This is a genomic window from Halomonas ramblicola (assembly GCF_030409215.1).
Taxonomy (GTDB): domain Bacteria; phylum Pseudomonadota; class Gammaproteobacteria; order Pseudomonadales; family Halomonadaceae; genus Halomonas; species Halomonas ramblicola.
Genome location: NZ_JAUFPL010000027.1, coordinates 39,708 through 64,911, shown reverse-complemented (window position 1 = coordinate 64,911; position 25,204 = coordinate 39,708). Strand labels below are relative to the sequence as shown.

Sequence of the window (25,204 nt, the reverse complement as noted above, 5' to 3'; positions counted from 1 at the left end):
CGTCGGCGGGCCGGGCATGGCATCGTGTTCGTCTACGGCTGGAAGACGTTCATCATGTCCATTCACGACCACCAGTGCCGCACCGCCCAAGGCGAACCCTTCAACCTCGGGGCCCTGCGCGGGCAGGTCCTGCTCGTGGTCAATGTCGCCAGCCGCTGCGGCTTCACCCCCCAACTGCGTGACCTCGAACGCCTCTACCGCCGCTACCGCGACCGTGGCTTCATGGTGATCGGCTTCCCCTGCAACCAGTTCGCCCGGCAGTCGCCAGAGTCGGCCCAGGAGTTCTGCGCCCTGAGCGCGCGGCAGTACCAGGTCAGCTTCCCGCTGATGGAGAAGGTCAAGGTCAATGGCCCCGGCGCCCACCCGGTGTTCGCGGAACTCAAGCAGGCCGCCCCCGGGGTGCTCGGCACCCAGGCGATCAAGTGGAACTTCACCAAGTTCCTGGTGGGCCGCGACGGCCGGGTGATCCGCCGCTTCGCTCCCCGCGACGGCGAGGCGGAGCTGCGCGCGGCCCTGGAGCGGGCCCTGGACGAGGCCTGATGCGGGAGGCCCCATAGGGGCAGCTTCGGCACCTTTCTTCAACGAACATGCCGCCAACGTCGAGAAAAATATGGAGTCGCATCAGGGGGGCATCTCGCCGCGTTCCACCATCAACCGGGCGATCAGTTCGTTCCAGCGGTGCCGGGTCATCATGGTGGTCAGCCCCGAGAACAGTGCCCAGCTCCGGCGCCGCCAGCCCTTGAGCCGCAGGTTGTGGGCCACCAGTTGCTGCATCAGCTTGTGCTCGTCGAAGCGCCGCCACTCCCCCACCACCGACATCTGGTGGCGCGCCAGCACCGGCGCCAGTTCCAGGCGGAAGACCCACTCCAGCTCGGTCACCGTCAGGTCGTGGCGTTCGATCACCTCGATCATGCGCGCATAGTCGCGCTCGCCGGGCTCGTGCTCCAGCCATAGCGGGGCCAGGGCCAGCCACAGTTCGCCGCGCTCGTCGACCAGGGTCTGTGCATCCATGGGTGGCCTCCTCGGGGCAAGCATCCGGGAAGGGCATCCTGCCCCAGGCGCCTGCCGGGCTCAAGGGGGCGGCGCCCCGTGTCATGCCCCGCGGTGATCGCCTTGGGCTCAAGGGCGGACAGCGCCGGGTGCGGTCGCTAGAATAGGGGCCATCATCACTCCATGACAGGGGCCGGTATGGCCTGCCCGAACGACGAACAGCGAGGTCTGACGTGATCATCAAGCCCAAGGTACGCGGTTTCATCTGCACCACCACCCACCCGGTCGGCTGCGAGAAGAACGTGCTCGAGCAGATCGAGGCGACCCGCAAGCGTAGCTTCGACAAGGCCAAGGGGCCGAAGAAGGTGCTGGTGATCGGGGCCTCCAGCGGTTACGGCCTGGCGGCGCGTATCACCGCCGCCTTCGGCTACGGCGCCGATACCCTGGGGGTGTTCTTCGAGAAGCCCGGCACCGAGAAGAAGCCGGGCACCGCCGGCTGGTACAACGCCGCCGCCTTCGACAGATTCGCCAAGGCGGAGGGTCTCTACAGCAAGGCCATCAACGGCGACGCCTTCTCCCACGAGGCCCGCGACAAGGCCATCGAGTTGATCAAGCAGGACCTCGGCCAGGTCGACCTGGTGGTCTATTCGCTGGCCTCGCCGGTGCGCAGGCTGCCGGACAGCGGCGAGCTCAAGCGCTCCAGCCTCAAGCCCATCGGCGAGGCCTATCGCGCCACCGCCATCGACACCAACAAGGACGCCATCATCGAGGCCGAGGTCGAGCCGGCCACCGAGCAGGAGATCGAGGATACCAAGGCGGTGATGGGCGGCGAGGACTGGGAGCTGTGGATCGACGCCCTGGACCGCGCCGGCGTGCTCGCTCCCGGCGCGCGCAGCGTGGCCTTCAGCTACATCGGCACCGAGATCACCTGGCCGATCTACTGGCACGGCGCCCTGGGCAAGGCCAAGGAGGACCTGGACCGCGCCGCCGGCGAGATCGATGCGCGCCTCTCGGCCAGCGGCGGCGGCGCCAACGTGGCGGTGCTCAAGTCGGTGGTGACCCAGGCCAGTGCCGCCATTCCGGTGATGCCCCTCTACATCGCCATGGTCTACAAGGTCATGAAGGAGCAGGGCCTGCACGAGGGCACCATCGACCAGCTCAACCGGCTGTTCGGCGAACGGCTCTATTCCCCCCAGGGTCAGCGGGGCGAGATGACCACCGACGACGCCGGCCGCCTGCGCCTCGACGACTGGGAACTGCGCGACGACGTCCAGCGGGCCTGCAAGGAGCTCTGGCCGCGGGTGACCACCGACAACCTCTTCGAGATCACCGACTATGCTGGATACAAGCACGAGTTCCTGAAGCTGTTCGGCTTCGAGCGTGACGACGTCGACTACGATGCCGACGTGGATCCCGTGGCGGAATTCGATGTCGAGAACCTGTAGGGCGCCGTCCGTCCGGCGTCCTGCGCATCCCGAACCGCAGACCCGGAGGATGAGATGGATACCAGGGAGAGCCACACCCCCGAGGAGGAACTGCAGCACCTCAAGGAAGTGAAGGAGCCGGAGGACTTCGAGCACCCCGAGCCGGACGAGGACCAGCCCGAGGCCCGGGAGCCGTCCCAGGGGCTGCCCTGGGTGCTGCCCGCCATCATCGTGCTGGTGGTGGTCATCGTCGTCGGCCTGCTGGTGATCGGCATCGTCGACTGACCCGGCTGCCGCCGGGGGCCGCTTTGGCTACAATGGAGGGCCCTCCCGCCGTGAGAGCCCTGCATGTCCGACACCCTCGCACCCCCGACCGCTCCGTCACTGCGCCGCGTCGGGGTGGTGGTGCTGCCGGGCTTCTCGCTGCTCGCCGAGGCCTGCGCCACCGAGCCGCTGGCGGTGGCCAACCAGTTGGCGGGCACGTCCCTCTACTCGCTGACCACCCTGGGCCTCGATGACCGGGCGGTGACCAGCGGGTCCCATCAGGTACTGCTCCCCCAGGGGTACATCGCCGAGGACGCCGCCGCCCCGGACGTCCTGCTGCTCTGTGCGCCGGCGGCCGAGAGCATCGACCCGGCGCTGTCGGCCTGGCTGCGGCGGCTGGCGGCCCGGGGCCGGGTGCTGGCCGGCGTCGGTGGCGGCGCCGAGCTGCTGGCCCGGGCGGGGCTGCTGGACGGCTACCGGGCCACGGTGCCCTGGTCGCGCTTCGAGGCGGTGGCCAGGGCCCACCCGGATATTCGTCTCTCCCGCCAGCTGTTCGAGATCGACCGCGGCCGCCTGACCTGTGGCGGCGGCACGGCGGCGATGGACATGATGATGACGTTGATCGCCAGCCAGCACGGCAGTGCGCTGGCCGAGCGGGTCTCGGCGCACTTCGTGCGGGAGCGGGTGCGCATGGGCGACGAGCCCCGGCCGGCCTCGCCGCTGGGCAAGGCGCCGCAGAGCCTGACCGATGCCGTGGCACTGATGGAGGCCAACATCGAGGAACCGCTGACCACCCACGAACTGGCCGCGCACCTGGGCATCTCCCGACGCCAGCTGGAGCGGCTGTTCAAGAAGCACCTCCAGGCGGTGCCCAGCCGCTACTACCTCGACCTGCGCCTGCGGCGCGCCCGCCGCCTGCTGCGCGAGAGCGACCGGCCGGCCGGCGAGATCGCCCTGCTCACCGGCTTCTCCTCGGCGGCCCACTTCTCCACCGCCTACCGCAACCACTTCGGCCTCAGCCCCCGCGAGGAGCGCCTGGGCTGAGCGCGGGCCCTGTCGGGCCGTTGAGGGTGTCGCGGTCGACCCCGCCGGGGAATCCGCAGGCGGCCTTTTTCACAAGTCGCCGTCCCATCGGTGAAAGCTTTCTCTTTCGGCGCTCCCTATACTCGAGGCCTGATGCGTCGCCGACGCACCCCATCGACTTCACAGGAGGACGTCATGAGCCAGACCCCGACCCGCGCCGACTTCGACCGCTACATGGTGCCCAACTACGCCCCGCAGCAGGTGATCCCGGTGCGTGGCGAGGGCAGCCGGCTGTGGGACCAGGAAGGCCGGGAGTACATCGACTTCGCCGGCGGCATCGCCGTCAACGGCCTGGGGCACTGCCACCCGGTGCTGGTCGAGGCGCTGACCGACCAGGCCAACCGGCTCTGGCACCTCTCCAACGTCTACACCAACGAGCCGGCTCTGAAGCTGGCCCGCAGCCTGGTGGAGCGCACCTTCGCCGACAAGGTGTTCCTGTGCTCCTCCGGCGGCGAGGCCAACGAGGCGGCCTTCAAGCTGGCGCGGCGCTGGGCCCATGACAACTTCGGCAGCCACAAGCATCGCATCGTCTCCTTCTCCCAGGCCTTCCACGGCCGCACCCTGTTCACCGTCAGCGTGGGCGGCCAGCCCAAGTACGCCCAGGGCTTCGGCCCCGTGCCCGGCGGCATCGTCCACGGCACCTACAACGACCTCGACAGCGTCCGCGAGCTGATCGACGACGACACCTGCGCCGTGGTGGTCGAGCCGATGCAGGGCGAGGGCGGCGTGCTGCCCGCCGCGCCCGGCTTCCTCGAGGGCCTGCGCGAGTTGTGCGACGCCCACGATGCCCTGCTGGTGTTCGACGAGGTGCAGACCGGGGTGGGGCGCAGCGGCTCGCTGTTTGCCTACCAGCAATTGGGCGTGACGCCGGACATCCTGACCAGTGCCAAGGCGTTGGGCGGCGGCTTCCCGGTGGGCGCCATGCTGACCACCGACCGCATCGCCCAGGCCTTCTCCTTCGGCACCCACGGCTCCACCTACGGCGGCAACCCGCTGGCCTCGGCGGTGGCCCTGGCGGCGGTGGAGTACATCGACACCCCCGAGGTGCTCGAGGGCATCGCCCGTCGCCATGCGCTGTTCCGCGAGCACCTGGGGGAGATCAACGCCCGGCACGGGGTGTTCAGGGAGGTCCGCGGCATGGGCCTGCTGATCGGCGCGGAGATGAGCGAGGCCTGGCGCGACCGTGCCAAGGACATCCTGCCGCTGGCCATCGAGGAGGGACTGATGGCATTGATTGCCGGGCCCAACGTGCTGCGCATGGCGCCCTCGCTGGTGATCCCCGAGGCCGACATCGCCGAGGGCATGGCGCGCCTCGAGCGTGCCGTGGCACGGCTGGTCGCCGGCCAGTGAGCGGTTCGGGAGATCCTGCCATGCTGGTGGTACGCCCCGTCGCGCCGGCCGACCTGCCGGCCCTGGAGCGGCTGGCGGGAGGCGCCGTGCCGCGGCTGACCAACCTGCCGGCCCACCGTGACCGCCTGGAGGAGCGCATCACCCGCTCGCGCCGGGCCTTCGCCGCCGCGGTGGAGTTCCCCGGCGACGAGCACTACGCCTTCGTGCTCGAGGACCTGGCGCGCGGCGAGGTGGTGGGTACCGCCACGGTGCGCGCCCAGGCCGGCGCCGTGGACGCCTACTACACCTACCGCCAGGAGACGCTGATCCACGCCTCCCAGCAGCTCAACGTGCGTCGCGAGGTGCAGACGCTGTCGCTCTCCCACGAGGTCTCCGAGGCCAGCCTGCTGTGCGCCTACTCGCTGGATCCGCGCTACCGCGGCACCAGCGCCGAGAGCCTGCTGCGTCGTGCCCGGCTGATGTTGATCGCCCAGTACCCCGAGCGCTTCGCCGGCGTGCTGGCCATGGCCTTCCCCGGCTACCTGGACGAGGGCGGCGAGTCGCCGTTCTGGAACAGCGTGGGGTACCACTTCTTCGTCCGCGACTACCAGGAGATCAACTACCTGGCCGGGGTGCGCTCGAAGAGCTTCATCGCCGAGGTGATGCCGCAGTTCCCGCTCTACCTGCCGCTGCTCACTCCCCAGGCCCGTGCCGCCATCGGCCGCGAGCACCCGGACCACGAGCCGGCCCTGGCGGAGATGCTGGCCGAGGGCTTCCAGCGCTCGCGTCACGTCGACATCTTCGACGCCGGCCCGGTGATCAAGGCCGAGCGCGAGCACCTGCAGACCTTCCGGCGTGCTGCCTGGCACCCGGTACGCGTGCGCCCCGAACACGCCCTGCCGGATGCCGAGCCGGCCATGATCGCCAACCAGCGCCTGGCCGACTTCCGCTGCGTGGTGGCGCGCTACGCGCTGTCGCCCACCGGCCAGCTGATGCTGTCGCCGGAGCATGCCGAGCGGCTCGGCGTGGAGGAGGGACGGGCGGTGCTGGCGGCGCCCCTGGCGCTGCCGGGCGGCGACGAGCACGACCCGGGCTACGACGAGGGGGAGCTGTGATGCGTATCCGATCGATCGCCGAGGGCGACCTGGACGAGCTGCAGGCCCTGGCCCGCGAGACCGGGGTGGGCTTCACCTCGCTGCCCGACAACCGCGATTTCCTGGCGGCCAAGATCGCCGCCACGGAGGCGGCCTTCCGGGAGTGCACCCCCGAGGAGCACCGCAACTACTTCTTCGTGCTGGAAGACGACGCCAGCGGCCGCCTGGCCGGCTGCTGCGCCATCGAGGGGCAGGTGGGCCGCGAGGTGCCCTTCTACCACTATCGCCTGGGGACGCTCGCCCACTCCTCGGTGCAGCTCGACCTGCACCGCACCATCGATACCCTCTTCCTGTGCTCGGACCACACCGGCGACGCCGAGGTGGCCTCGCTGTTCCTGCGCCCCGAGTATCGCGGTGTCGATCGGCGCCACCAGCGCAATGGCGCCCTGCTCTCCATGGTGCGCTGGCTGTTCATGGCGGAGTTCCGCGACCGCTTCCCCCACAAGGTGCTGGCGGAGATGCGCGGGGTCTTCGACGAGCAGGGCAGGAGCCCCTTCTGGCACTGCCTGGGCAGCCACTTCTTCCCCCTGGACTTCGACGAGGCGGACCGGCTCACCGGGCTGGGCCAGAAGAGTTTCATCGGCGAGCTGATGCCCAAGTTCCCCATCTACACGCCCTTCCTCTCGGCGGAGGCGCGGGCCTGCATCGGCCAGGTCCACGAGCAGACCCGCCCGGCACTGGCCATGCTCAAGAAGGAGGGCCTGCGCTGGGAAGGCTACATCGACATCTTCGACGGCGGCCCCACCGTGGAGGCCTACATCGACGACGTGCGCGGCGTCCGCCTGTCGCGACGCTGCCGGGTGGCCATCGACCCCACGGTGACCGAGCCGAGCGAGCGGCCGCGCTGGCTGGCCGCCACCACCGAGATGGCCAGTTTCCGCGCCGCCTGGGTGGGGCGCGGCCCCGGCGCGGACGGCGTACTGCGCCTGGGGGACGCCGAGGCCGCGCGCCTCGGCGTCGAGGAGGGCGCCGTTTTGCGCATCCTGGATACCGAGGAGGAGGAATGATGAAGGCGACACAGGCCCTGTTGATCGGCGGCCACCGGCAGGCGGGAAGAGGCGCGCCCTTCGCCAAGTACGACCCCGTCGCCGGCGAGCGGCTCTGGGAGGGACAGGCGGCCACGGCGGACGACGTCGCGGCGGCGGTATCCGCCGCCCGCGAGGCCTTCCCGGCCTGGGCCAGGACGCCCTTCGCCGAGCGCCAGGCCCTGGTGGAGCGTTTCCGCGGCGTGCTGGAGACCCACCGCGAGGACCTGGCCACGGCCATCGCCGGCGAGACCGGCAAGCCGCTGTGGGAGGCGCGCACCGAGGTGGGCGCCATGATCGGCAAGGTGGCGATCTCGCTACGCGCCTACCAGGAGCGCACCGGGGAGCGCGAGCGCGACCTGGGCGAGGCCCGGGCGGTGCTGCGCCATCGTCCCCACGGCGTCATGGCGGTGTTCGGCCCCTACAACTTCCCCGGCCACCTGCCCAACGGCCACATGGTGCCGGCGCTGCTGGCCGGTAATACCGTCGTGTTCAAGCCCAGCGAGCAGACACCGCTGACCGCCGACCTGATCCTGCAGTGCTGGCAGGAGGCGGGGCTGCCCGCAGGCGTGATCAACCTGGTGCAGGGGGCCGCCGGGGTGGGCCAGGCGCTCGCCGAGAGCGAGGATATCGACGGCCTGCTGTTCACCGGCAGCGCCCGGGTCGGCGGCCTGCTGCACCGCCAGTTCGCCGGCCAGCCGGGCAAGATCCTGGCCCTGGAGCTGGGCGGCAACAACCCCCTGGTGGTGAAGGACGTGCCGGACCAGGAGGCCACCGTGCTGACCATCCTGCAGTCGGCCTTCCTCTCCGGTGGCCAGCGTTGTACCTGTGCACGGCGGCTGATCGTGCCGGAAGGCCAGGTCGGCGACCACCTGCTCGACGCCCTGGCGGACGCCATCTCGCGGCTGCGGGTGGCCGGCCAGTTCGCGGAGCCCGCCCCCTTCTACGGCGGCCTGGTCAGCGTGGCGGCAGCCGACGGCCTGCTCGCGGCCCAGGAAGCGCTGGAGGCGCAGGGCGGCGCGGTACTCTCGCGGATGGCACGCCTGGCGGCCGGCACCAGCCTGCTGTCGCCGGCGCTGATCGACGTCACCGGCCTGGACGTGCCCGACGAGGAGCACTTCGGCCCCTTGCTCAAGGTATACCGTTACCGGACCTGGGGCGAGGCGATCGAACTGGCCAACGATACCCGCTACGGGCTCTCCGCCGGGCTGATCGGCGGCGAGCGTGCCGACTGGGACGACTTCCTGGTGCGCATCCGCGCCGGCATCGTCAACTGGAACCGCCAGACCACCGGCGCCTCCGGCGACGCTCCCTTCGGCGGCGTCGGCGAGAGCGGCAACCACCGCCCCAGTGCCTATTATGCGGCCGACTACTGTGCCTATCCGGTGGCCTCCATGGAGAGCGAGGAGCTCCATCTGCCCGACCAGCTGCCGCCGGGGGTGAGCCTGTGAGTACCGACCATCGGGAAGTGAACTTCGACGGCCTGGTGGGCCCGACCCACAACTACTCGGGCCTGGCACTGGGCAACGTCGCCTCCATGACCCATGGCGGCCTGGTGGCCAACCCCAGGGAGGCCGCCCTGCAGGGGCTGGCCAAGATGAAGGCGCTGATGGACGCCGGCTATCCCCAGGGCGTGCTGCCGCCCCAGCAGCGCCCCGACCTGGGCGCGCTGCGTGCGCTGGGCTTCACCGGCAGCGACGAGCGGGTGCTGGCGCGGGCCGCCGGTGAGGCGCCGCAGCTGCTGCGTGCGGTGTGCTCCGCCTCGAGCATGTGGACCGCCAACGCCGCCACGGTGACACCGAGCCTCGACGCCCCGGACGGTCGGGTGCACTTCACTCCGGCCAACCTGCAGTCGAGCTTCCACCGCTTCCTGGAGCCGGCCACCACGGCCCGGGTGCTGGCGGCGATCTTCCGCGACGAGGCGCGCTTCGCCCACCATCCGGTGCTGCCGGCGTCCCCGGCCTTCTCCGACGAGGGGGCGGCCAACCACACCCGGCTCGCCGCCGCCCACGGCGAGCCCGGGGTACACCTCTACGTCTATGGCCGCGAGGCCTTCGGCTGGGGCAGCGAGCCGGGCGTGGCGCCCAGGCGTTTCCCGGCCCGCCAGACCCTGGAGGCGAGCCAGGCGGTGGCCCGCCAGCATGGCCTGGCCGACTATCAGGCGGTGTTCGCCCAGCAGCACCCCGATGCCATCGACGCCGGCGTCTTCCACAACGATGTCATCAGCGTGGGCAACGGCCCGGTGCTGCTCTACCACGAGCAGGCCTTCCTCGACGAGGCGGGCACCCTCGCGGCCCTGCGCGAGCGGATGGCCGAGCCGCTGATCCCGGTGCGGGTCCCGGCCGAGGCGGTGAGCCTCGAGGACGCCGTGGGCTCGTATCTCTTCAACTCCCAGCTGCTCAGCAACCCCGACGGTAGCATGACCCTGGTGGTGCCCGGCGAGTGCCAGGAGCGCGAGAGCGTGTGGCGGACGGTCCAGGACCACCTGCTGGCGGGGGCCAACCCCATCGCCGAGGTGATGGTGCAGGACGTCAAGCAGAGCATGCGCAACGGCGGCGGCCCCGCCTGCCTGCGCCTGCGGGTGGTGCTCTCCGCCGAGGAGCGCGCCGCGCTCTCCGGTCGGGTGCTGCTCGACGAGTCCCTCTATGCCGAGCTCACCGCCTGGGTGGAGCGGCACTATCGCGACCGCCTGGCCCCCGAGGATCTCTCCGACCCGGCGTTGGCCCGGGAGACGCTCACCGCCCTGGACGAACTCAGCCGGCTGCTCGGCATCGGCGCCGTCTATCCCTTCCAGCTGGGAGAGCGTTGAGTTCCCGGCTCCTTCGTCGGAATCGTGGCCATGGGCAACGGCCCCATGGCAACTGGAGCGCTTCGGGCTGGCCCAGGGTGAGCCAGTGGGCCGGGCAAGGGGCCCGGCCCGGTGGTACGAGATGGGGCCGGGGCTCTCAGCCGCCGCTGGCGGCCCCTCCGACCACGCCGTCGCGCAGGCCGCTCGGGGCGGGGCCTTTGCGCAGGTGCTGGGCCACGGCGTCTTCCGGAGAACCGGCCATCTCGCGGAACATGCCCATGGAGCCGAGCAGGGCGCTGGATTCGTAGGGCACGAACACGCGCTCCCCTTCCTCGGCCATGGTCGGCAGGACCTTGATGTAACTCTGGCCCAGCAGGTAGCCAACCACGGTGCGCTTGTTCTCCTCGCTGTCGCCGATGGCATTGAGGACCAGCTTGATCGACTCCTGCTCGCCCTGGGCCCGCAGGATGGCGGACTCCTTGTCGCCCTGGGCATTGAGGATCGCCGATTCGCGCTGCCCTTGGGCCTTGGCGATGGCCGCGGCCTTCTCGCCCTCGGCCTCGGTGACGGTGGCGCGGCGCTTGCGCTCGGCGGCCATCTGCAGGCGCATGGCGGTCTCCACCTCCTCGGGCATGGCGATGTCCTGCACCTCGACCCGCGAGATCTTCACCCCCCACTTGGAGGCGGGCTCCTCCATGGCGGCCTGGATCTCGTTATTGACCTCGGCACGGGACTCGAACAGCTTGTCGAGCTCCATCTTGCCGACCACCGAACGCAGGGTGGTCTTGGCCAGCACCTCCACCGCCTGGCTCATGTTCTCCACCTCGTAGACGGCCCGCTTGGGGTCGATGATCTGGTAGTAGAGGGCGCCGTTGATGGTCACCGTGACATTGTCGGTGGTGACCACCGGTTGGCCGGGGAAGTCCATCACCGTCTCGCGGCGGTCGATGCGGATCTCGTCGCTGGTGATGGCGTGATAGTCATCACCCATCTTCCGGTAACGGATCATGGTGATGGCGCGGGGCTGCTCGAGGAAGGGGATGATGATGTTGATGCCGCTCTCGAGCAGCCGGTGGAACGACCCCAGGCGCTCGATGACCATGACCTCGGACTGGCGCACGATCACCAGCCCCTTGGCGATGATCAGGATGCCGATGACGACGACGATCAGGCTGAGGATCAGGCCCGGGCTGATGGGTAGGTCCATGTTCACTGCTCCCTGTGTGTGGGGGATGAGTCGTTGGTTGTGGCGGTTGCGGTTGAAACGATGGCGGTCGTGCCATCGAACCTCTCGAAGGTCACCAGGGTAGCCGCCGGCAGCTCGGTGGCGCCGGTTTCCACCACCCGCAGGCGGTAGAAGTCGCCATTGATCTTGATGCCGGTGGCCCCGTCGAAGTCGCGCTTGAGGGTGGTGTAGGTGCGATGCTTCTCCACCCCGGTGCCGGTGGTGCCGTAGGCCACGCCGCGGGGCGAGAACCTCGGGCGGATCACCATCACCGCCAGCGGTACCAGCAGCCCCGAGAGTATGCCCATGCCGAGCAGCTGCCAGGGCAGGGAGAGCCCCAGGGCGGCGAGTCCGGCGGTGAGGGCCGCGGCGATGCCCAGAGCCAGCAGCACAAGGCCGCCGGTGCCCAGTTCGCCGGCGCTCAACAGCAGGGCGAGGATCAACCAGAGGTAGGCGAGGTTCCAATCCATGGTGGCTCCACAGTCGGCGGGGAATACTGTCGACCATCATCGCCGCCGCGTCGAGGGTTTTCCAGCGATGGGGTATGCTGCCGGTCAGACAGGACAGGGAGACAAGGCATGTCGTCACTGATCTACTGGTTGGACATAGCGGGGGTGATCGTCTTCGCCCTGTCGGGGGTGGTGCTCGCCTGCCGCTCGCGGATGGATCCCTTCGGCATGCTGGTGCTGGCCGCGGTGACCGGCATCGGCGGCGGAACCCTGCGCGACCTGGTGCTCGGCGTGCGGCCGGTGTTCTGGGTCACCGACCCCACCTACCTGTGGGTGATCCTGGGCACCGTGGGCCTCTCCATCCTCGGCTTCCACTACATCCACCGGCTGTCGCGCGGCTTCCTGCCGGTGGCCGACGCCTTCGGCCTGGCGCTGTTCACGGTGATCGGCACCCACAAGGCGCTGCAGCTGGCGGCACCCGGCGTGGTGGCGGTGCTGATGGGGCTGCTCACCGGCGTGGCCGGCGGCATGGTACGCGACGTGCTGGCGCGCCGGGTGCCCATGGTGCTGCGTCAGGAGGTCTATGCCACCGCCGCCATCGCCGGCGGCGTCGCCTATGTGGCGCTCGACGCCCTGGCGGTGCCCGACGCCGTCAGCGTGCCCCTGGCGTTGCTGGTGACCCTGGGCCTGCGCCTGGCGGCCATCCACTGGCACCTGGAGCTGCCCACCTTCGCCTGGGTGGTGATTCCCCGTGTCCCCCGGGAGGCCGCCCCGGCCGGTGAGGGAGAGCCGGCGTCCATGCCGTCGGGCGAGCCATCGCGTCCCAAGGTGCGGGTGCGCATGATCCGACCCGAGCAGTCGCGTCGCAGGAGGCGACCATGAGAGCGCAACGGCGGGTCAGCGTCTGGTACCGAGGGTGGCTGGCGTGCCTGCTGATCCTGCTGGCGGCCTGTGCCGCGCCGTCGCGCGACGAGGCGCCCCAGACGCATTATCGTCAGGCGGCCGACGAGATCCAGGCGATCTACGAGGCGGCGCTGCCGAGCCTGCCATTGAGCAAGCGGCGTCACTATGCCCAGCGTCTCTATCGGCTGACCGGCGAGGCCCGCTATCTCCCGGCGAACCGGGACTACATGGCGAGCCTGGCCGACCGGCTCGAGGAGGATATCGCGGGACTGGGCACGCCCGGGGTCGTCGAGCGACGCAGTCGGGAGAGCGTGGAGAACTATCCCCGGCGTACCGCCAAGCAGCGGGCGCGTGCCGAGATGCTGGCCGAGTGGGGCGAGATCGCCTATGCCCGTCGCCTGTTGTTCCGCCTGGTCCAGGCGGAGTACCACGGGATGCTGGACACCCTTCCCGGGCATGAGCGGGCCCTGGACTACCTGGGCGAGGTGGACTGGGAACCCTTCCTGACCGACCCCGAGGTGCTGGGCGTCTACGCCGCCCAGGTCGCCAACCAGGTCCACTTCCTGCACCAGCTCGGGGTGATGGACCTGCGTCGCGAGGTCGAGGCCGCCTTCCGCCGCCGCTATCCCCCCGAGGTGGTGGCCGGCCTGGACTCCGACGAATACCGCAATTGGCTCTACGGCCTGACCCACTTCGTGATTGCCGCCAGCCGCTACTACCAGCAGCAGGTGGATGCCGAGGCCCACGGCTGGGTGCTGCAGGCCCTCGAACGCGACGCCGATCGCCTGATGGTGGAGGCCACCGAGGACATCCAGGCCGAAGTCGCCCTGAGTTTCCTGCTCGTCGGGCGCGACGACCACCCGCTGGTGGGGCGCGTCCGCGATGCCCTGGTGGCCGCGGTGGACCCGCGGGCCGGCATCATCCCCTCGCCGGGCGGCAGCACCGACCTGGACAGTGGCGAGCACCGCAACGTCCTGGCCATCATGGTGCTGGGCTGGCGGGGGGAGCTGTATCAGGGGCCTTTTCGGTGGCAGGTCGATTATGGGGTCAGCGGAGAGCGAGCGGGTTTCGGAAGCGCGCCGGCAAGCTGTGGCGATAGCTCTCGCTTGATGCTGCGATAGAAGGGGCGCAGGGAATCGCTCATTTCCGCCTCGGCTCGCTCGTTGTCGATGTAGTAGGCGTTGCGCCTGCCATGGAGCTCGATGGCTTCGCCGATCTGCTGGAAGTGGAACCCCGACCTGGCCAGTAACCGCGGCAGCTTGGGCTGCATCATGGCGAAGATATGACGTCGTCCGGCGAGCTCGACCAAGGCATGGGTGGCAAGGAAGAGAGCTCCGGTGAGAAGCGGGAAGAGGTGTCGCTCGTCCTCGGTGAAAAGCTCGGTGACATAATCCTCGGAGATCGTCTCATGATGGACCGGGTGATGACGGAACGTTCTTGCCGTGGCGAGTCGGGATATCTCACAGATCTGCCGTAATGGAAGCCGATCGGGGTGCAGCGTCTCATGTGTCAGGCTGCCCCCCCCATACTCCTGCAAGGGCAGGCGGGGCGTCGGATTCAGGGACCCTCGTTTCGGCAATACCAGCCTGAAGCAGCCTGCGGCCAGACCCGTACGCCGATGCTTGATCATGCAGTGAATGGAATGGAGGTCATGCGCGTCCACTTCGATGCCGATCGATGCACCACCCGGTGGGGTATAGCCGATTTCCTGACAATAGACCCGATGTCGGAGCTGGTAGATCTCCATGCGTCGAGCCTCGCTGTCGGCCAGGGTGAAGCCGAAATCGTCTAACAGCCTTGTATACCCATGGGTAATACCCGCCCTAGAGAGGCTATTCCTGCTGTTTGTCATGGCCCATTTTCCTGAAATAAGCGACTCGCCACTGCCGGACTTCGACACAAGATCACGGCTAGGGACTCTCATCCAATGAGAAGACCTCGCGGAGGGAGGCAGGGAGACCAAGGTGGAAGCCCTGACCGTATTGGATCCCATAAGAGAGCAGGATATCGATCAGGGGGTCTTGGTCGACGAATTCGGCGATGGCCTGCTTGCCGAAACCGGTCGCGATATCGGCGATGGCCTTGACGATCACCCGGCTATCCGCGTTGACCGGCAGGTTGCGAATGAAACTGCCGTCGATCTTGATGTAGTCCACCGGCAGTTGTCCAAGGTAGTGGAAGCTGCTGAACCCCACGCCGAAGTCGTCGAGCGCGGTGCGGCAACCCAGGTCGCGGAGCGCCTGCAATACCCCTCGGGCGGTCGAGAAGTCGGTGACGGCAGCGGTCTCGGTGACCTCGAGGATCAGGTACTCGGGATTGGCGCCGCTGGCGGCGATCTCGTCGGCCAGGTACTGCTTGAGCTGCGCATCGTGCAACGACTGTCCCGACAGGTTGATGGCGAGACTCACGCCGCGTCCACTCAGCTTCGCCAGCACCTCGAGGGTATGCCGGATCACCCAGCGGTCGAGCTGGATGATCTGGCCGCTGCGCTCGGCGACCGGAATGAAGGCGCCCGGAGCTACCAGGGCGCCATCCTCATCGCGCATGCGGATCAGGACCTCGTAGTGGCGGACGTCGCGATCCTCCAGGCGCACGATGGGTTGCACCATCAGCTCGAAGCCATCTTCCTCCAGGGCCCGATGCAGACGCTCCTCCCAGTAGACGCGCTCCTGCAGCTCGTCGCGGGCGTTGTCCAGCGTGGAGAGCAGGTACCAGCGCTGGCTGCCCGAGGCCTTGGCCTGGTACATGGCCATGTCGGCGCTGGCCATCAGGTCGGTAGGGTCGTCGCCGTGGGCCGGGAAGAGGGCGATGCCGATGCTGGCACCGATGCGATGGCGGCGTTCGCCGACGTCCAGGGTCACGGTCGCGAGGATCTGGTTGACCTGCTGGGCGATGCGAATCGCCAGGGTATCATCGGATCCACGCAACAGCAGGGCGAACTCGTCGCCCCCCAGGCGGGCGATGGTGCCGCGATGGCCCAGCTCCTCGAACAGCACGCCGGCCACCGTGCGCAGCAGCTGGTCGCCGGCCTGGTGGCCGCTCAATTCGTTGACGTCCTTGAACTGGTCCAGGTCCAACAGCAGCAGGGCTCCCGAGGTGCCGCGCTGCAAGGCTTCCTTCAGCGCCTCCTGGAGGTAGCGGCGATTGAACAGCCCGGTCAGGGGATCGCGCTCGGCCAGCCAGGTCAGTCGGGCCTCTGCCGCCTTGCGCTCGGTGATGTCCAGGCCGACGGAGATCCTGCCCGGGCGTTCGTTGCCCCCCGCGGGCAGCGGGGCATGGTACCAGGCGATGGTGCGCTGGCGTCCATCGGCGGTGACTAGCAGCCGCTCCTCCTGTTGGGCGGGGTTGGCCACCGGCGACATGACGGGGCTGTCGGGGCCGAAGACATCCTCGAAGAGCCGCTTGAGCAGCAGCTCCTCCCGGACCGCCATGACCGAGAGCGCATAGTCGTTGACCAGGGTGATCCGGCCGTCGGCGTCCTGGGTGATGATGAAGACCCGTGCGGTGTCCAGCAAGCTGCCGATGAAGTCGCGCTCACGGGCCAGTTCCTCGACGCGTTCGGCCAGTTGCTCGCCGCGGGACGTGACCTCCTGCTCCAGGGTCTCCAGCTGGCCCGCCAGTCTCAGCGTCGAGCCTTCCAGGATGTCGATCTCGTCGGCCAGCCTGCCGCTGGGCTGGGGGATGGCCGTCCGGACCTCGTCGAAGCCGCCCCTGGCGAGCCTGGGCAGGATGGCGGAGATACGCCTCAGCCTGGCCATGGGACTGAGCAGGATGGCGAGCAGCAGCAGTTCCGCCGCCAGCCAGCCGCCCAGGCCGATCCCGACGAGGATGCGAGTGTCCTGGCGGATGGCGTCGATCTGGGCCGTGATGTCGGTCGAGAGCAGGAAGTAGCCGACGCTGCGCCTGTCGCCATCCTCGTCCATGCGCATCGCACTGAGCTCGATGTCCCTGGCCTGGTGGCGCAACCGGAACGGGGAGTCGACCAGCTCGGCGAGATCGGCCTGGGCGGAGGCCTGCCGGAGCACGGGCAGGTTCTGCGCCTGGCTCGTCAGGGCGACGAGATGCCCCCGCCATGCCCGGAGTAACCGCTCATCGGGAAATTCGTCGGCCCCGAAGGGGCCGGTGACCAGCAGGGCGACATCCCCGTCGGAGACTTGCTGGGCCTGGCGCGTGACGTCGGCGAGGGAGCGCGAGAGGATGACGATGCCTGCGCTGCTGCCATCGACGAGTACCGGAACCGCCGCGTACTGGCGGCAGTCCGTGGAGCAGCGCAGGGTGGTGAGCGGCGTCTCGTTGGCCAGGACCACCTGCACCCACCGTTGCACCGGGCGGCCGGTTTCCGGCTGTGGTTCACCCCATACGGCCTGCCGCTCCCCCTGGGCATCGAAGGTCAGGATCTCGTCGACCCCTCCCTCGAGCTGCAGGGTGGGCCACTGGGTGTCCAGGGCCGCCAGTATCCGGTCATGGCGCCCTTGCTCCAGGGCCGGGCCCAGTCCTTGCGCCGAGGCCACCAGGGAGGCGAGCTGTCTCAGGCCATCCTCCGAGCGCTGCAGTGCCAGTCGGATCTCGCGTATCTGGCGCTGGGTGCTCTCCTCGCGACTGGCCTCGAACTGGCGCGACAGGTTGGTATGGCCGATCCAGGAGAAGACCAAGACCAGGCCCAGCAGCAGCAGGCTGCTGAGGGCGATGACCCGCCATGTCAGGCTCAGGCGCGATCTGGTGTCATGGCTAGGCTGGTCTTGCATCGAGGCATCCCGACCGGCGATTGAGGATCAGAAACGCAGGGAAAGCTGGAAGAGCAGCATGTTCCAGCGCCGCTCGGTTTCCGAGGGATCGGGGTTGTCCTGAATGGGCAGCCAGCCGGTGCCGTCGACGTGGTGGTACTCGGCGGCGAGCATCATCCTGGGGTTGACGTTCCACTGCAGGCCCAGAGTGATGTCGTCGGCATACTGGCTGTGGGCCGGCCCGGCGCCGCTGGCTTCGAAGCTACGGCCGGAGCGGTCATCCCGATTGCTGGTCAGGCTGTCGTACCTCACCAGCCATTGCCAGTCGTCATGAAACCGGCGGGTGTATTGCAGGTACCAGCTCTCGCCGGTCACATCGACGTTGAGGAAAGGGTTAGAGAATCCGTCCAGCGTTGAGGTTCGCAGGGCATATTCCGCCGTCAGACTCCATAGTTCCTCGTTGTACTGGAGAGAAAGCACCCAGGGTTGAAAGCTGAAGTTGCCGTCACTCTCCCCGGGAGCCTCGGGCTCGAAGCGCGCTCGAGCATGGGCGGCACTCAGGGCGGCGATCACGCGACCACCGTCATGCTCGTAGCGAATCTGCCCGATGGCCGAGAGACGAGGCTCCAGGGAGCCGGGCGTGTTGTCCAGACGCATCGTGCGTCTCAGGTCGTCACCAGCCTGGATCATGCCGGCACCGAGCTGAAGGTTCAGGTTGCCATCAGGCAAGTGTTGCTCGTGGTAGAGGGACAGGCCATCCGCCGCAAGCCCCAGCGAGCGGGTCCTGTCGAAATATATCGATTGGGGAAGCAGGATGCTGGGACGGGTGAAGGCCACGTCTCGCGTCTGGTTATAGAAGCCGAACGGGTTCTTGAAGCGCCCTACCTGAATGCCCAGGGTCCGATGCTGATTGGCAATCATCTGGTAATCGATGACCCCATGATCGAGAACGGGTCGTGCATCGCTGCCATCCCCACCGGCGCGCCGGCTCAATACCTGGGCGGCGAGCAGGACATTCTCGTGGGGGCGGATCGAGGCGTTGGCGCCGATCTCGGTGTATTTCAGGCTGCCGTCGCTATCGCTGCTGGGACCGAAGAAGTCGTTGTCATCGGTGATGACCAGCGCCTGGCTCAGGAAACCGTGCACCTGGAAGGTATCCAGCATGCCCTCGTCGGCCAGGGCCGGTGCGGCGAGGCCGTGGAGCAGCAGCCCCGAGAGCACGAGCCCGAGTCGGCGTTCAGTCCATCGCAATGACTTGGACACGATCATCCAGGTACTCCCTATCCAGATAGCCCAGGGCGCCGGGGGTAGTGGCGATTTGCTCGCGCATCTCGGCCTGGGTGGCGACTCGGGTGGGGGCCTGTCCGGTCCCCGAGAAGACCATGCGATCCCAGGCCAGCTGCAGCTGGTGGGGATAGACGGCCAGGCTTTCCTTGACGAAGCGGGCGTGCAGCGGGTGGTCATTGGGCAGCACGAAGACCCGAGCCGCCTGGCCGTCCGGCCAGGTGCGCTGGCGCATGGCGAAGATGGCACGGGTGGTGTCCCGCGTCAGACGGGGGGTGCTCACGTCCGGGTGGGCCACCAGCAGCACGCTCTGTTCATCGGCCACGGCATGGGTAGCCGTGGCCAGTGCCAGCAGGCTCACCCGCAGGGCCGCTTTCAACCACGCCACTGAGCGACCTCGCGGGGTTGGAGGGCATGGCTGGGCAGCGCTGCGATGTGGCGATGGATCGACATTCGGCTTCCCTTCTGGTGATGCCAGGCTGTCCTGTGGCAGGCAGGGCGGGTGATGCGTCGGGGCCGAGCCTGCATCGCTGCCGCTGGCTCGCCTGGTCTCTAACAGGCGTCCCGAGCGACTGTGCCAATATGGCCATCCTTCCCCTAACGCTACATCAAGGGAAACCAATGTAAAGCAGTTTGCATCAACGCAGGGGCCCGGCGGCGGCAAACCGCCGGGCCGAGAGGGCGGAACTCAGCCGAAGACGGTAAAGGTCTCGGCATTGATCCACAGGTGGGCGGCGATGCTAGTGACATAGCCCAGGGCGATCACTGGCGCCCAGCGCAGGTGGCCCATGAAGGTGTAATTGCCGCGCGCCTGGCCCATCAGCGCCACCCCGGCGGCGGAACCGATGGACAGCAGGCTGCCGCCTACCCCGGCGGTGAGGGTGATCAGCAGCCAGTGGCCGTGGGACATGTCCGGCTCCATGGTCAGCACCGCGAACATCACCGGGATGTTGTCGACCACCGCCGAGATCACGCCCAGGGCGATGTTGGCCCAGGTGGCATCCCAGCCGGTGTAGAGCGCCTCCGAGAGCATCGCCAGGTAGCCCATGTAGCCCAGGCCGCCCACGCACATCACCACACCGTAGAAGAACAGCAGGGTGTCCCACTCGGCGCGCGCCACACGGTTGAAGACGTCGAAGGGCACCACGCTGCCCAGCTGGGCCAGCTTCTTGTCGTCGCCGCGACGGGCGTAGCGGGTACGCTTGCGCTCCAGTGAACGCGGTAGGCTGCGGCGCAGGTAGTAGCCGAAGAACTGCAGGTAGCCCAGGCCGGTCATCATGCCCAGCACCGGTGGCAGGTGCAGCAGGGTATGGCAGGCCACGGCGGTGGCCACGGTGAGCAGGAAGAGCGCGATGATGCGTCGCGCGCCGCGCTTGAGCCAGACGTCCTCCTCGACGCTGTCGGGCTTGCGGTTGTTGATGAAGACGCTCATCACCACTGCCGGGATCAGGAAGTTGACCAGCGAGGGGACCAACAGGACGAAGAACTCCTGGAAGTGGATCAGCCCGGCCTGCCAGACCATCAGGGTGGTGATGTCGCCGAAGGGGCTGAAGGCGCCGCCGGCGTTGGCCGCCACCACGATGTTGACACAGGAGAGATTGATGAAGCGCTTGTCACCCTCGGCCACCTTGGTGACCACGGCACACATCAGCAGGGCGGTGGTCAGGTTGTCGGCGATGGGCGAGATGACGAAGGCCAGCACCCCGGTGATCCAGAACAACTGGCGGTAGCTGAAGCCCTTGCGCACCATCCAGGCGCGCAGGGTGTCGAAGACGCGACGTTCGTCCAGGGCGTTGATGTAGGTCATCGCCACCAGCAGGAAGAGCATCAGCTCGGTGAACTCGAGCAGGGTCTCGCGGAAGGCGTGCTCGGCCTCATCGGGCATGCCCGCCTGGACATAGACCCAGCCGATCAGCGCCCAGATGATCCCCGCGGCGACCAGTACCGGCTTGGACTTGCGCATGTGCAGCTTCTCCTCGCCCATGACGAGCGCATAGGCGAGGACGAAGATACTCACGGCGACGATGCCGGGCAGCGAGCCCGTCAGGTCCAGTTCACCGGTCACCGCGAGGGCGGCGGGGCTGAACAGCAGGGCCAGGAGGGCGAGCACGAGGGCTCCCGGCCGCCAGGCGGCGTGCCGGGGCCGTGGTGAAGGGCTTTCGATTGTCGGCATGGCGAATCGATCCGGAAAGTGGGTTCATGGGTAGGGTGAAAAAGCGCGCGTATTCTAGCATGCCGTAATGCACCGCAACATGCGGCCGGCCCTTATCCCTTGGGGGTAGAAGGCAACTTTGCAGGCCCTGGAGAATCCCCGGTACAGGCATCCTCCGATGCCGGGCACGGGGGTCGGGGATGGGCTGCGTGATCGGGGAGGGCGTCGCTATCGGGCTACGTCGAAGGCGATTTTGTGGCATCATCTGCCCTCCGGCAGTCGCCGGGCACAGCAATCCGGATCGCCAACGACGCAGGCTAGGCACGCATGTTTCTCGATGAATTCCATACGCTGGCAGGAGACCGCATCACCATCACCGCGGAGCAGGCCAGCCGATTCGCCAAGGGAGTCGCCGGCGACTACAACCCCATCCACAACCCGGGGGCGCGCCGCTTCTGCGTGCCGGGCGATCTGCTGTTCGCCCTGGTGCTGGGACGCTTCGGGCTCTCCCAGCGGATGGATTTCCGCTTCCTCAACATGGTGGGCGAGGGTACACCGCTCCGCTTCCTCGAGCAGCAGGATGGTGGCATCCGGGTCCTCGACGAGGCCGGCAAGTGCTACCTGGAGGTGTCGCGCAGCGGCGACGAAACCCGGGACGAGGGGGTGATCGAGGCCTTCACGCGCTGCTACGTCTCCTTCTCCGGCAAGAACTTCCCTTACTACCTCAAGCCCCTGATGGAGGAGAAGGGGGTGATGTTCAATCCCCGGCGCCCGCTGGTGATCTACGACAGCATGGGGTTCTCGCTGGAACGCCTGGATGGCCTGTCGCCGGCGCTCGAGTTGCTCGACGCCTCCCTGGAGGTCAACGGCAAGCGCGGCGACACCCTGCTGGAGTTCCGCATCCAGTCCGCCGGCGAGTCGGTGGGCACCGGCTCCAAGAAGCTGGTCGTCAGCGGCCTGCAAGACTACGACGCCGACGCCATGGACGAGATCGTCGCCGAGTTCTATCGCCTCAAGGCCGCCTACGAGGCCGAGTACGGCTGAGGCGAGGCTGGCGTCAGGTGATGCGCAGCCGCTTGCCGAGCAGCAGGCCGCCCAGCGACCAGCGGTTGGCGACCAGGTTCAGGGCGATGGAACCGGCCATGCCGACTGCCGCCAGCAGGGCCGCATAGCCCCACAGCGGCAGCCTCTCGTCGGGGTCGAGCCGGTCGACCAGGTTGAAGAACATCGGGTGGGCCAGGTAGATGCCGAAGGAGAACTCGTTGAGGCGCTTGATGATCGGTGGCGCCGGCCGGTCGCGCAGGTGGTTCATCACCCATAGGGTAAAGAGCACGAACAGCGGCACCACCCAGACCTCCTTGGACGAGTACGCCAGCCAGCCGGGCAGCGACAGCCCCAGCACCAGCACCAGCATCGCCAGCAGCCAGCGGGGCCGCGCCAGTTCCACCAGCCAGGTGGGGCGAGCCGCCTGGGTCTTGCGGAAGTGCTCCACCGTCACCAGTGCCAGGAAGAACAGGTAGAGCCAGCCTAGCGGGGCGATCCAGTGCAGGTAGCCCGGTGGCTCCGCCCTCTGCCACTGCCAGAAGCCCCAGTAACTCATGCTCACCAGGCCGCCGATGACCAGCCAGGGGGCCGGTGGCAGCCAGCGCTTCAGGTCGAAGCGCCCATAGGCCCAGTAGAAGGCATAGAACTGGGCGGCGATGATCAGGAAGTAGCCGTGCCAGCCGGCGAAGAGGAGGTACTCGACGGCGACCTCGGCCAAGCCCGCTCCCTCCCCGCGGCGCTCGAGCTTGAGGTACTCGGCGGTGGCATAGGCCAGGCCGTAGACCAGGTAGGGCACCATCACGTACTTGAGGCGGCTGGCCAGGAAGCCCTCGGGGATGTCGCGTCCGTAGCGCGCCGAGAACAGGAAGATCGAGATGAAGATGAAGATCGGCGTGCCGAGCACGGTGGGAATGCGGATCAGGTCGGTGCCGAGGTTCGACAGGCGCTGGTTGAGGTGGTCGAGCAGGTGGAAGGCGAAGACGGCCAGGCAGCCATAACCCCGTAACCAGTAGATTTCCTCGATGCGCCGCATGCCGGACCGCTCCTCCCCCTCGTAACTGACTGAACGTTCTCGCGATACCCGTTGTCGGACCACGACAGCCACGATGAATTCCCTGCCGGGGAGATCGCCTTAGCACCCGGGCACACGGAGGGCCGTCCATGACCCTGGCCGCACGCGGCGCATTCCTGCTCATCGGCCTGCTGCTGGCGGCCCCGAGCCTGGCCGGCCAGGTCAGCCATCACCGCTTCCACTCCGAGACCCTGGGACGCGACTACCCCTACACCCTCTACCTGCCCGACGGCTACCATGAATCGGGGCTGGACTATCCGGTGATCTACCTGCTGCACGGCTCCTTCGGCAGCGCACGCGACTGGACCACCCGCGGGGCGCTCGAGGCGGTGGTCGACCGCCAGATCCGCCGTGGACGCATGCCGCCGGCGGTGATCGTCATGCCCGGCAGCCAGAGCTGGTGGGTGGACGGCCACAACGAGCCGGCGCGTACCGCCTTCTTCGAGGACCTCCTGCCTCACGTGGAGGCGGTGTGGCGGGTGGTGCCCGAGCGCGAGTGGCGAGGCGTGGCCGGGCTCTCGGCCGGCGGTTTCGGCACCGTCAACTTCATCCTCGAGCGCCCGGAGCTATTCGCCGCCGCCGCCGCCCTGAGCCCCGCCAGCTACCATCCGCTGCCGCCGGCCGACTCCACGGCCCGCGAGCATCCGGCCTTCCAGACGCCCGAGAATCGCTTCGACGCCGCCCTCTGGCAGCGGCTCAACTACCCGACCCATCTGGATGGCTACCTGGCCCAGGACTTCGTGGTGCCGCTCTACCTCAGCGCCGGCAGGCGCGATGCCTTCGATGCCGTGGCGCATGCGCGCCGCCTGCAGGCGGCGCTGGAGGCCAAGCAGCCGGGGCAGGTGCCCCTGGACGTGCTGGGCGGCGGCCATACCTGGGGGGTGTGGCGGGCCAGCCTGCCCCGGGCGCTGGACTTCATGTTCGAGTACCTGCAGCCGCCGCGCGGCTCCCGCGTGAAGGCGCCGCCGAATCCGCGTTGAAGGCCGCGCTTGGTGATGGCGGCCTGCGACCTTAGTCTGGGGGCCCCACTCCCTTCCGGACCCCGCCATGCACCCACAGCGCGAGCGACTGCACAACGAACTGCACGCCCGGCCCTCGATCTACTTCGCCGAGCCGGCCCACCTCCACCACTACGCCTTCCTCAACGGTGACGGAGGCAGCGAGGCGCTCCTCGCCCGGCTGGGCGAAGTGACCGGCATCGCCCCCGATGGGGAGGCGACCCAGGAGATCCTCACCCTCGATGGGCTCACCCTGAAATGGGAGCGTCACACCGAGTTCTTCACCCTGACCCTGCTGGTGCCGAGGCGCAACGGCGACGCCCTCTGGCCGGCGCCGCCCGAACTGCTGACCGCGATCGTCGAGCCCCATCGGGAACGATTGATCAGTGCCACCCTGGTCCTGGTCGAGTCGGCGGACCACTGGGCGGGGGAGGCCGAGGCCTACGGGTTTCGTGATCCGGCCGGTTCCCGGGTGGGCGGCGGCGACGCCACCGTCTGGGGCGACTTCCGCCTCACGCCGGAGGGCGTCAACCGCCTGCTGGTGGTCAACCGCGAGCTCAACGACTTCCGCCTCGGCCGCATGACCCGGCGGCTGCTGGAGATCGAGACCTACCGCATGATGGCCTCGCTGTCGCTGCCGCTGGCCCAGGAGCTGGGGCGCGAGCTGCAGGCGTACGAGCGCGAGCTGGGTGAGCTCTCGGATCGCAACACCGAGCAGCAGGAGGAGAACTCCCGCCCCCTGCTGGCGGCCATCTCCGCGCTCTCGGCCCGGCTCGAGCACAGCGGTGCCCGCTCCCGCCAGCGCTTCAGCGCCACCGAGGCCTATGCGCGGATCGTCTTCTCGCGCATCGAGGAGTTGCGCGAGAGCCGCGTAGGCGACTGCCAGCGGCTGGGCGTGTTCATCCTGCGGCGTTTCCGGCCCACGGTGCGCTACTGCGCGGCGATCGACCGACGCCAGGAGAGCCTGGCCGAGAGCGTGGCCCGCCTCAACGACCTGCTGCGGACCCGGGCCCAGGTGGAGATCGAGGAGCAGAACGCCGAGATGCTCAGGAGCCTCAACGAGCGCACCAGCAGCCAGCTGAAGATCCAGAAGGCGGTGGAGGGGCTGTCGATCATCGTCATCAGCTACTATATCTTCAGCCTGTTCAAGCTGGGCCTGGAGAGCCTCGACGCCCTGGGCTTCCCCATCGCGCCGGTGATGGCGGCGGCCGTGCTCGGCCCGCTGGGCCTGGCCATCATCGGCGTGCTGGCCTGGCGCATCTGGCGGGTGAAGCAGCACTAACGCCCCCCGACGAC

The 25,204-nt window shown here is 68.5% G+C and carries 23 protein-coding genes; 14 read left to right on the top strand and 9 right to left on the bottom strand.

The genetic code is table 11. The annotated features are described in order from the left end of the window. Positions 1–54: 54 nt before the first annotated feature. Positions 55–540, top strand: a complete 486-nt coding sequence (locus QWY80_RS10470; RefSeq protein WP_290231138.1) for a glutathione peroxidase — start codon at positions 55–57, stop codon at positions 538–540. Between the two features lie 81 nt (positions 541–621). Here QWY80_RS10470 and QWY80_RS10465 read toward each other — a convergent pair whose 3' ends face one another. Then, on the bottom strand, positions 622–1,011 hold the full coding sequence (locus QWY80_RS10465; protein ID WP_290231136.1) for a DUF7079 family protein: 390 nt from the start codon (positions 1,009–1,011) through the stop codon (positions 622–624). Between the two features lie 212 nt (positions 1,012–1,223). Between QWY80_RS10465 and fabV the strand changes: the two genes are divergently transcribed. From fabV to astB, 8 genes are all read left to right on the top strand, one after another. Then, a complete protein-coding gene (gene fabV, locus QWY80_RS10460) occupies positions 1,224–2,435 on the top strand; it encodes an enoyl-ACP reductase FabV (protein WP_290231134.1) in 1,212 nt (403 codons plus the stop codon). Positions 2,436–2,489: 54 nt separating this feature from the next. Beyond that, positions 2,490–2,699, top strand: a complete 210-nt coding sequence (locus QWY80_RS10455; RefSeq protein WP_290231132.1) for a hypothetical protein — start codon at positions 2,490–2,492, stop codon at positions 2,697–2,699. Between the two features lie 63 nt (positions 2,700–2,762). After that, on the top strand, positions 2,763–3,722 hold the full coding sequence (locus tag QWY80_RS10450; protein ID WP_290231130.1) for a GlxA family transcriptional regulator: 960 nt from the start codon (positions 2,763–2,765) through the stop codon (positions 3,720–3,722). 174 nt (positions 3,723–3,896) lie between these two features. Continuing rightward, positions 3,897–5,111 carry an aspartate aminotransferase family protein gene (locus QWY80_RS10445; RefSeq protein ID WP_290231127.1) on the top strand — a complete coding sequence of 405 codons (1,215 nt, stop codon included), beginning with the start codon at positions 3,897–3,899 and terminating at the stop codon, positions 5,109–5,111. A 20-nt stretch (positions 5,112–5,131) separates the two neighbouring features. Then, on the top strand, positions 5,132–6,205 hold the full coding sequence (locus QWY80_RS10440) for an arginine N-succinyltransferase (protein ID WP_290231125.1): 1,074 nt from the start codon (positions 5,132–5,134) through the stop codon (positions 6,203–6,205). Next, positions 6,205–7,251, top strand: coding sequence for an arginine N-succinyltransferase (astA, locus tag QWY80_RS10435; protein WP_290231123.1), 1,047 nt, complete (start codon positions 6,205–6,207; stop codon positions 7,249–7,251). Before QWY80_RS10440 ends, astA begins: the two co-directional genes overlap by 1 nt. After that, positions 7,251–8,720, top strand: coding sequence for a succinylglutamate-semialdehyde dehydrogenase (astD, locus tag QWY80_RS10430; RefSeq protein ID WP_290231393.1), 1,470 nt, complete (start codon positions 7,251–7,253; stop codon positions 8,718–8,720). Before astA ends, astD begins: the two co-directional genes overlap by 1 nt. After that, positions 8,717–10,078, top strand: coding sequence for an N-succinylarginine dihydrolase (astB, locus tag QWY80_RS10425; protein ID WP_290231121.1), 1,362 nt, complete (start codon positions 8,717–8,719; stop codon positions 10,076–10,078). The genes astD and astB overlap by 4 nt, the downstream gene beginning before the upstream one ends. Before the next feature lie 136 nt (positions 10,079–10,214). Here astB and QWY80_RS10420 read toward each other — a convergent pair whose 3' ends face one another. After that, positions 10,215–11,264: an SPFH domain-containing protein gene (locus QWY80_RS10420; protein ID WP_290231118.1), complete on the bottom strand. Its 1,050-nt coding sequence runs from the start codon at positions 11,262–11,264 to the stop codon at positions 10,215–10,217. 2 nt (positions 11,265–11,266) lie between these two features. Next, on the bottom strand, positions 11,267–11,752 hold the full coding sequence (locus QWY80_RS10415; RefSeq protein WP_290231117.1) for a nodulation efficiency, NfeD-like protein: 486 nt from the start codon (positions 11,750–11,752) through the stop codon (positions 11,267–11,269). 108 nt (positions 11,753–11,860) lie between these two features. Here QWY80_RS10415 and QWY80_RS10410 point away from each other — a divergent pair, with 108 nt between their 5' ends. Beyond that, on the top strand, positions 11,861–12,613 hold the full coding sequence (locus tag QWY80_RS10410; RefSeq protein WP_290231114.1) for a trimeric intracellular cation channel family protein: 753 nt from the start codon (positions 11,861–11,863) through the stop codon (positions 12,611–12,613). Continuing rightward, positions 12,610–13,755, top strand: a complete 1,146-nt coding sequence (locus QWY80_RS10405) for a DUF3541 domain-containing protein (protein WP_290231112.1) — start codon at positions 12,610–12,612, stop codon at positions 13,753–13,755. The genes QWY80_RS10410 and QWY80_RS10405 overlap by 4 nt, the downstream gene beginning before the upstream one ends. Here QWY80_RS10405 and QWY80_RS10400 read toward each other — a convergent pair. The 5 genes from QWY80_RS10400 to nhaD form a co-directional block, all read right to left on the bottom strand. Further along, entirely contained in the window at positions 13,674–14,381 is a 708-nt protein-coding gene (locus tag QWY80_RS10400) for a PEP-CTERM/exosortase system-associated acyltransferase (protein WP_290231110.1), read from the bottom strand. The two genes, QWY80_RS10405 and QWY80_RS10400, sit on opposite strands and share 82 nt — an antisense overlap. A 163-nt stretch (positions 14,382–14,544) precedes the next feature. Next, on the bottom strand, positions 14,545–17,379 hold the full coding sequence (locus QWY80_RS10395; protein WP_290231108.1) for a bifunctional diguanylate cyclase/phosphodiesterase: 2,835 nt from the start codon (positions 17,377–17,379) through the stop codon (positions 14,545–14,547). A gap of 27 nt (positions 17,380–17,406) precedes the next feature. Next, positions 17,407–18,627, bottom strand: a complete 1,221-nt coding sequence (locus QWY80_RS10390) for a putative porin (protein WP_290231105.1) — start codon at positions 18,625–18,627, stop codon at positions 17,407–17,409. Continuing rightward, positions 18,596–19,030 carry a hypothetical protein gene (locus QWY80_RS10385; protein WP_435389341.1) on the bottom strand — a complete coding sequence of 145 codons (435 nt, stop codon included), beginning with the start codon at positions 19,028–19,030 and terminating at the stop codon, positions 18,596–18,598. The genes QWY80_RS10390 and QWY80_RS10385 overlap by 32 nt, the downstream gene beginning before the upstream one ends. A gap of 300 nt (positions 19,031–19,330) precedes the next feature. Beyond that, entirely contained in the window at positions 19,331–20,815 is a 1,485-nt protein-coding gene (gene nhaD, locus QWY80_RS10380) for a sodium:proton antiporter NhaD (protein WP_290231103.1), read from the bottom strand. 306 nt (positions 20,816–21,121) lie between these two features. On the opposite strand from nhaD, the gene QWY80_RS10375 reads away from it, so the two are divergent. Continuing rightward, the gene (locus QWY80_RS10375; protein ID WP_290231100.1) at positions 21,122–21,838 is read left to right on the top strand and encodes a DUF3581 family protein; all 717 of its coding nucleotides are present in this window, start codon (positions 21,122–21,124) and stop codon (positions 21,836–21,838) included. 13 nt (positions 21,839–21,851) lie between these two features. On the opposite strand, the gene QWY80_RS10370 is transcribed toward QWY80_RS10375, so the two are convergent. Further along, complete coding sequence (locus tag QWY80_RS10370; protein WP_290231099.1) at positions 21,852–22,871, bottom strand: acyltransferase family protein; 1,020 nt, start codon at positions 22,869–22,871, stop codon at positions 21,852–21,854. Between the two features lie 128 nt (positions 22,872–22,999). On the opposite strand from QWY80_RS10370, the gene QWY80_RS10365 reads away from it, so the two are divergent. Next, entirely contained in the window at positions 23,000–23,890 is an 891-nt protein-coding gene (locus tag QWY80_RS10365) for an alpha/beta hydrolase (protein ID WP_290231097.1), read from the top strand. Positions 23,891–23,957: 67 nt separating this feature from the next. After that, the gene (locus QWY80_RS10360) at positions 23,958–25,190 is read left to right on the top strand and encodes a DUF3422 domain-containing protein (protein WP_290231095.1); all 1,233 of its coding nucleotides are present in this window, start codon (positions 23,958–23,960) and stop codon (positions 25,188–25,190) included. The last annotated feature ends 14 nt before the right edge of the window (positions 25,191–25,204 follow it).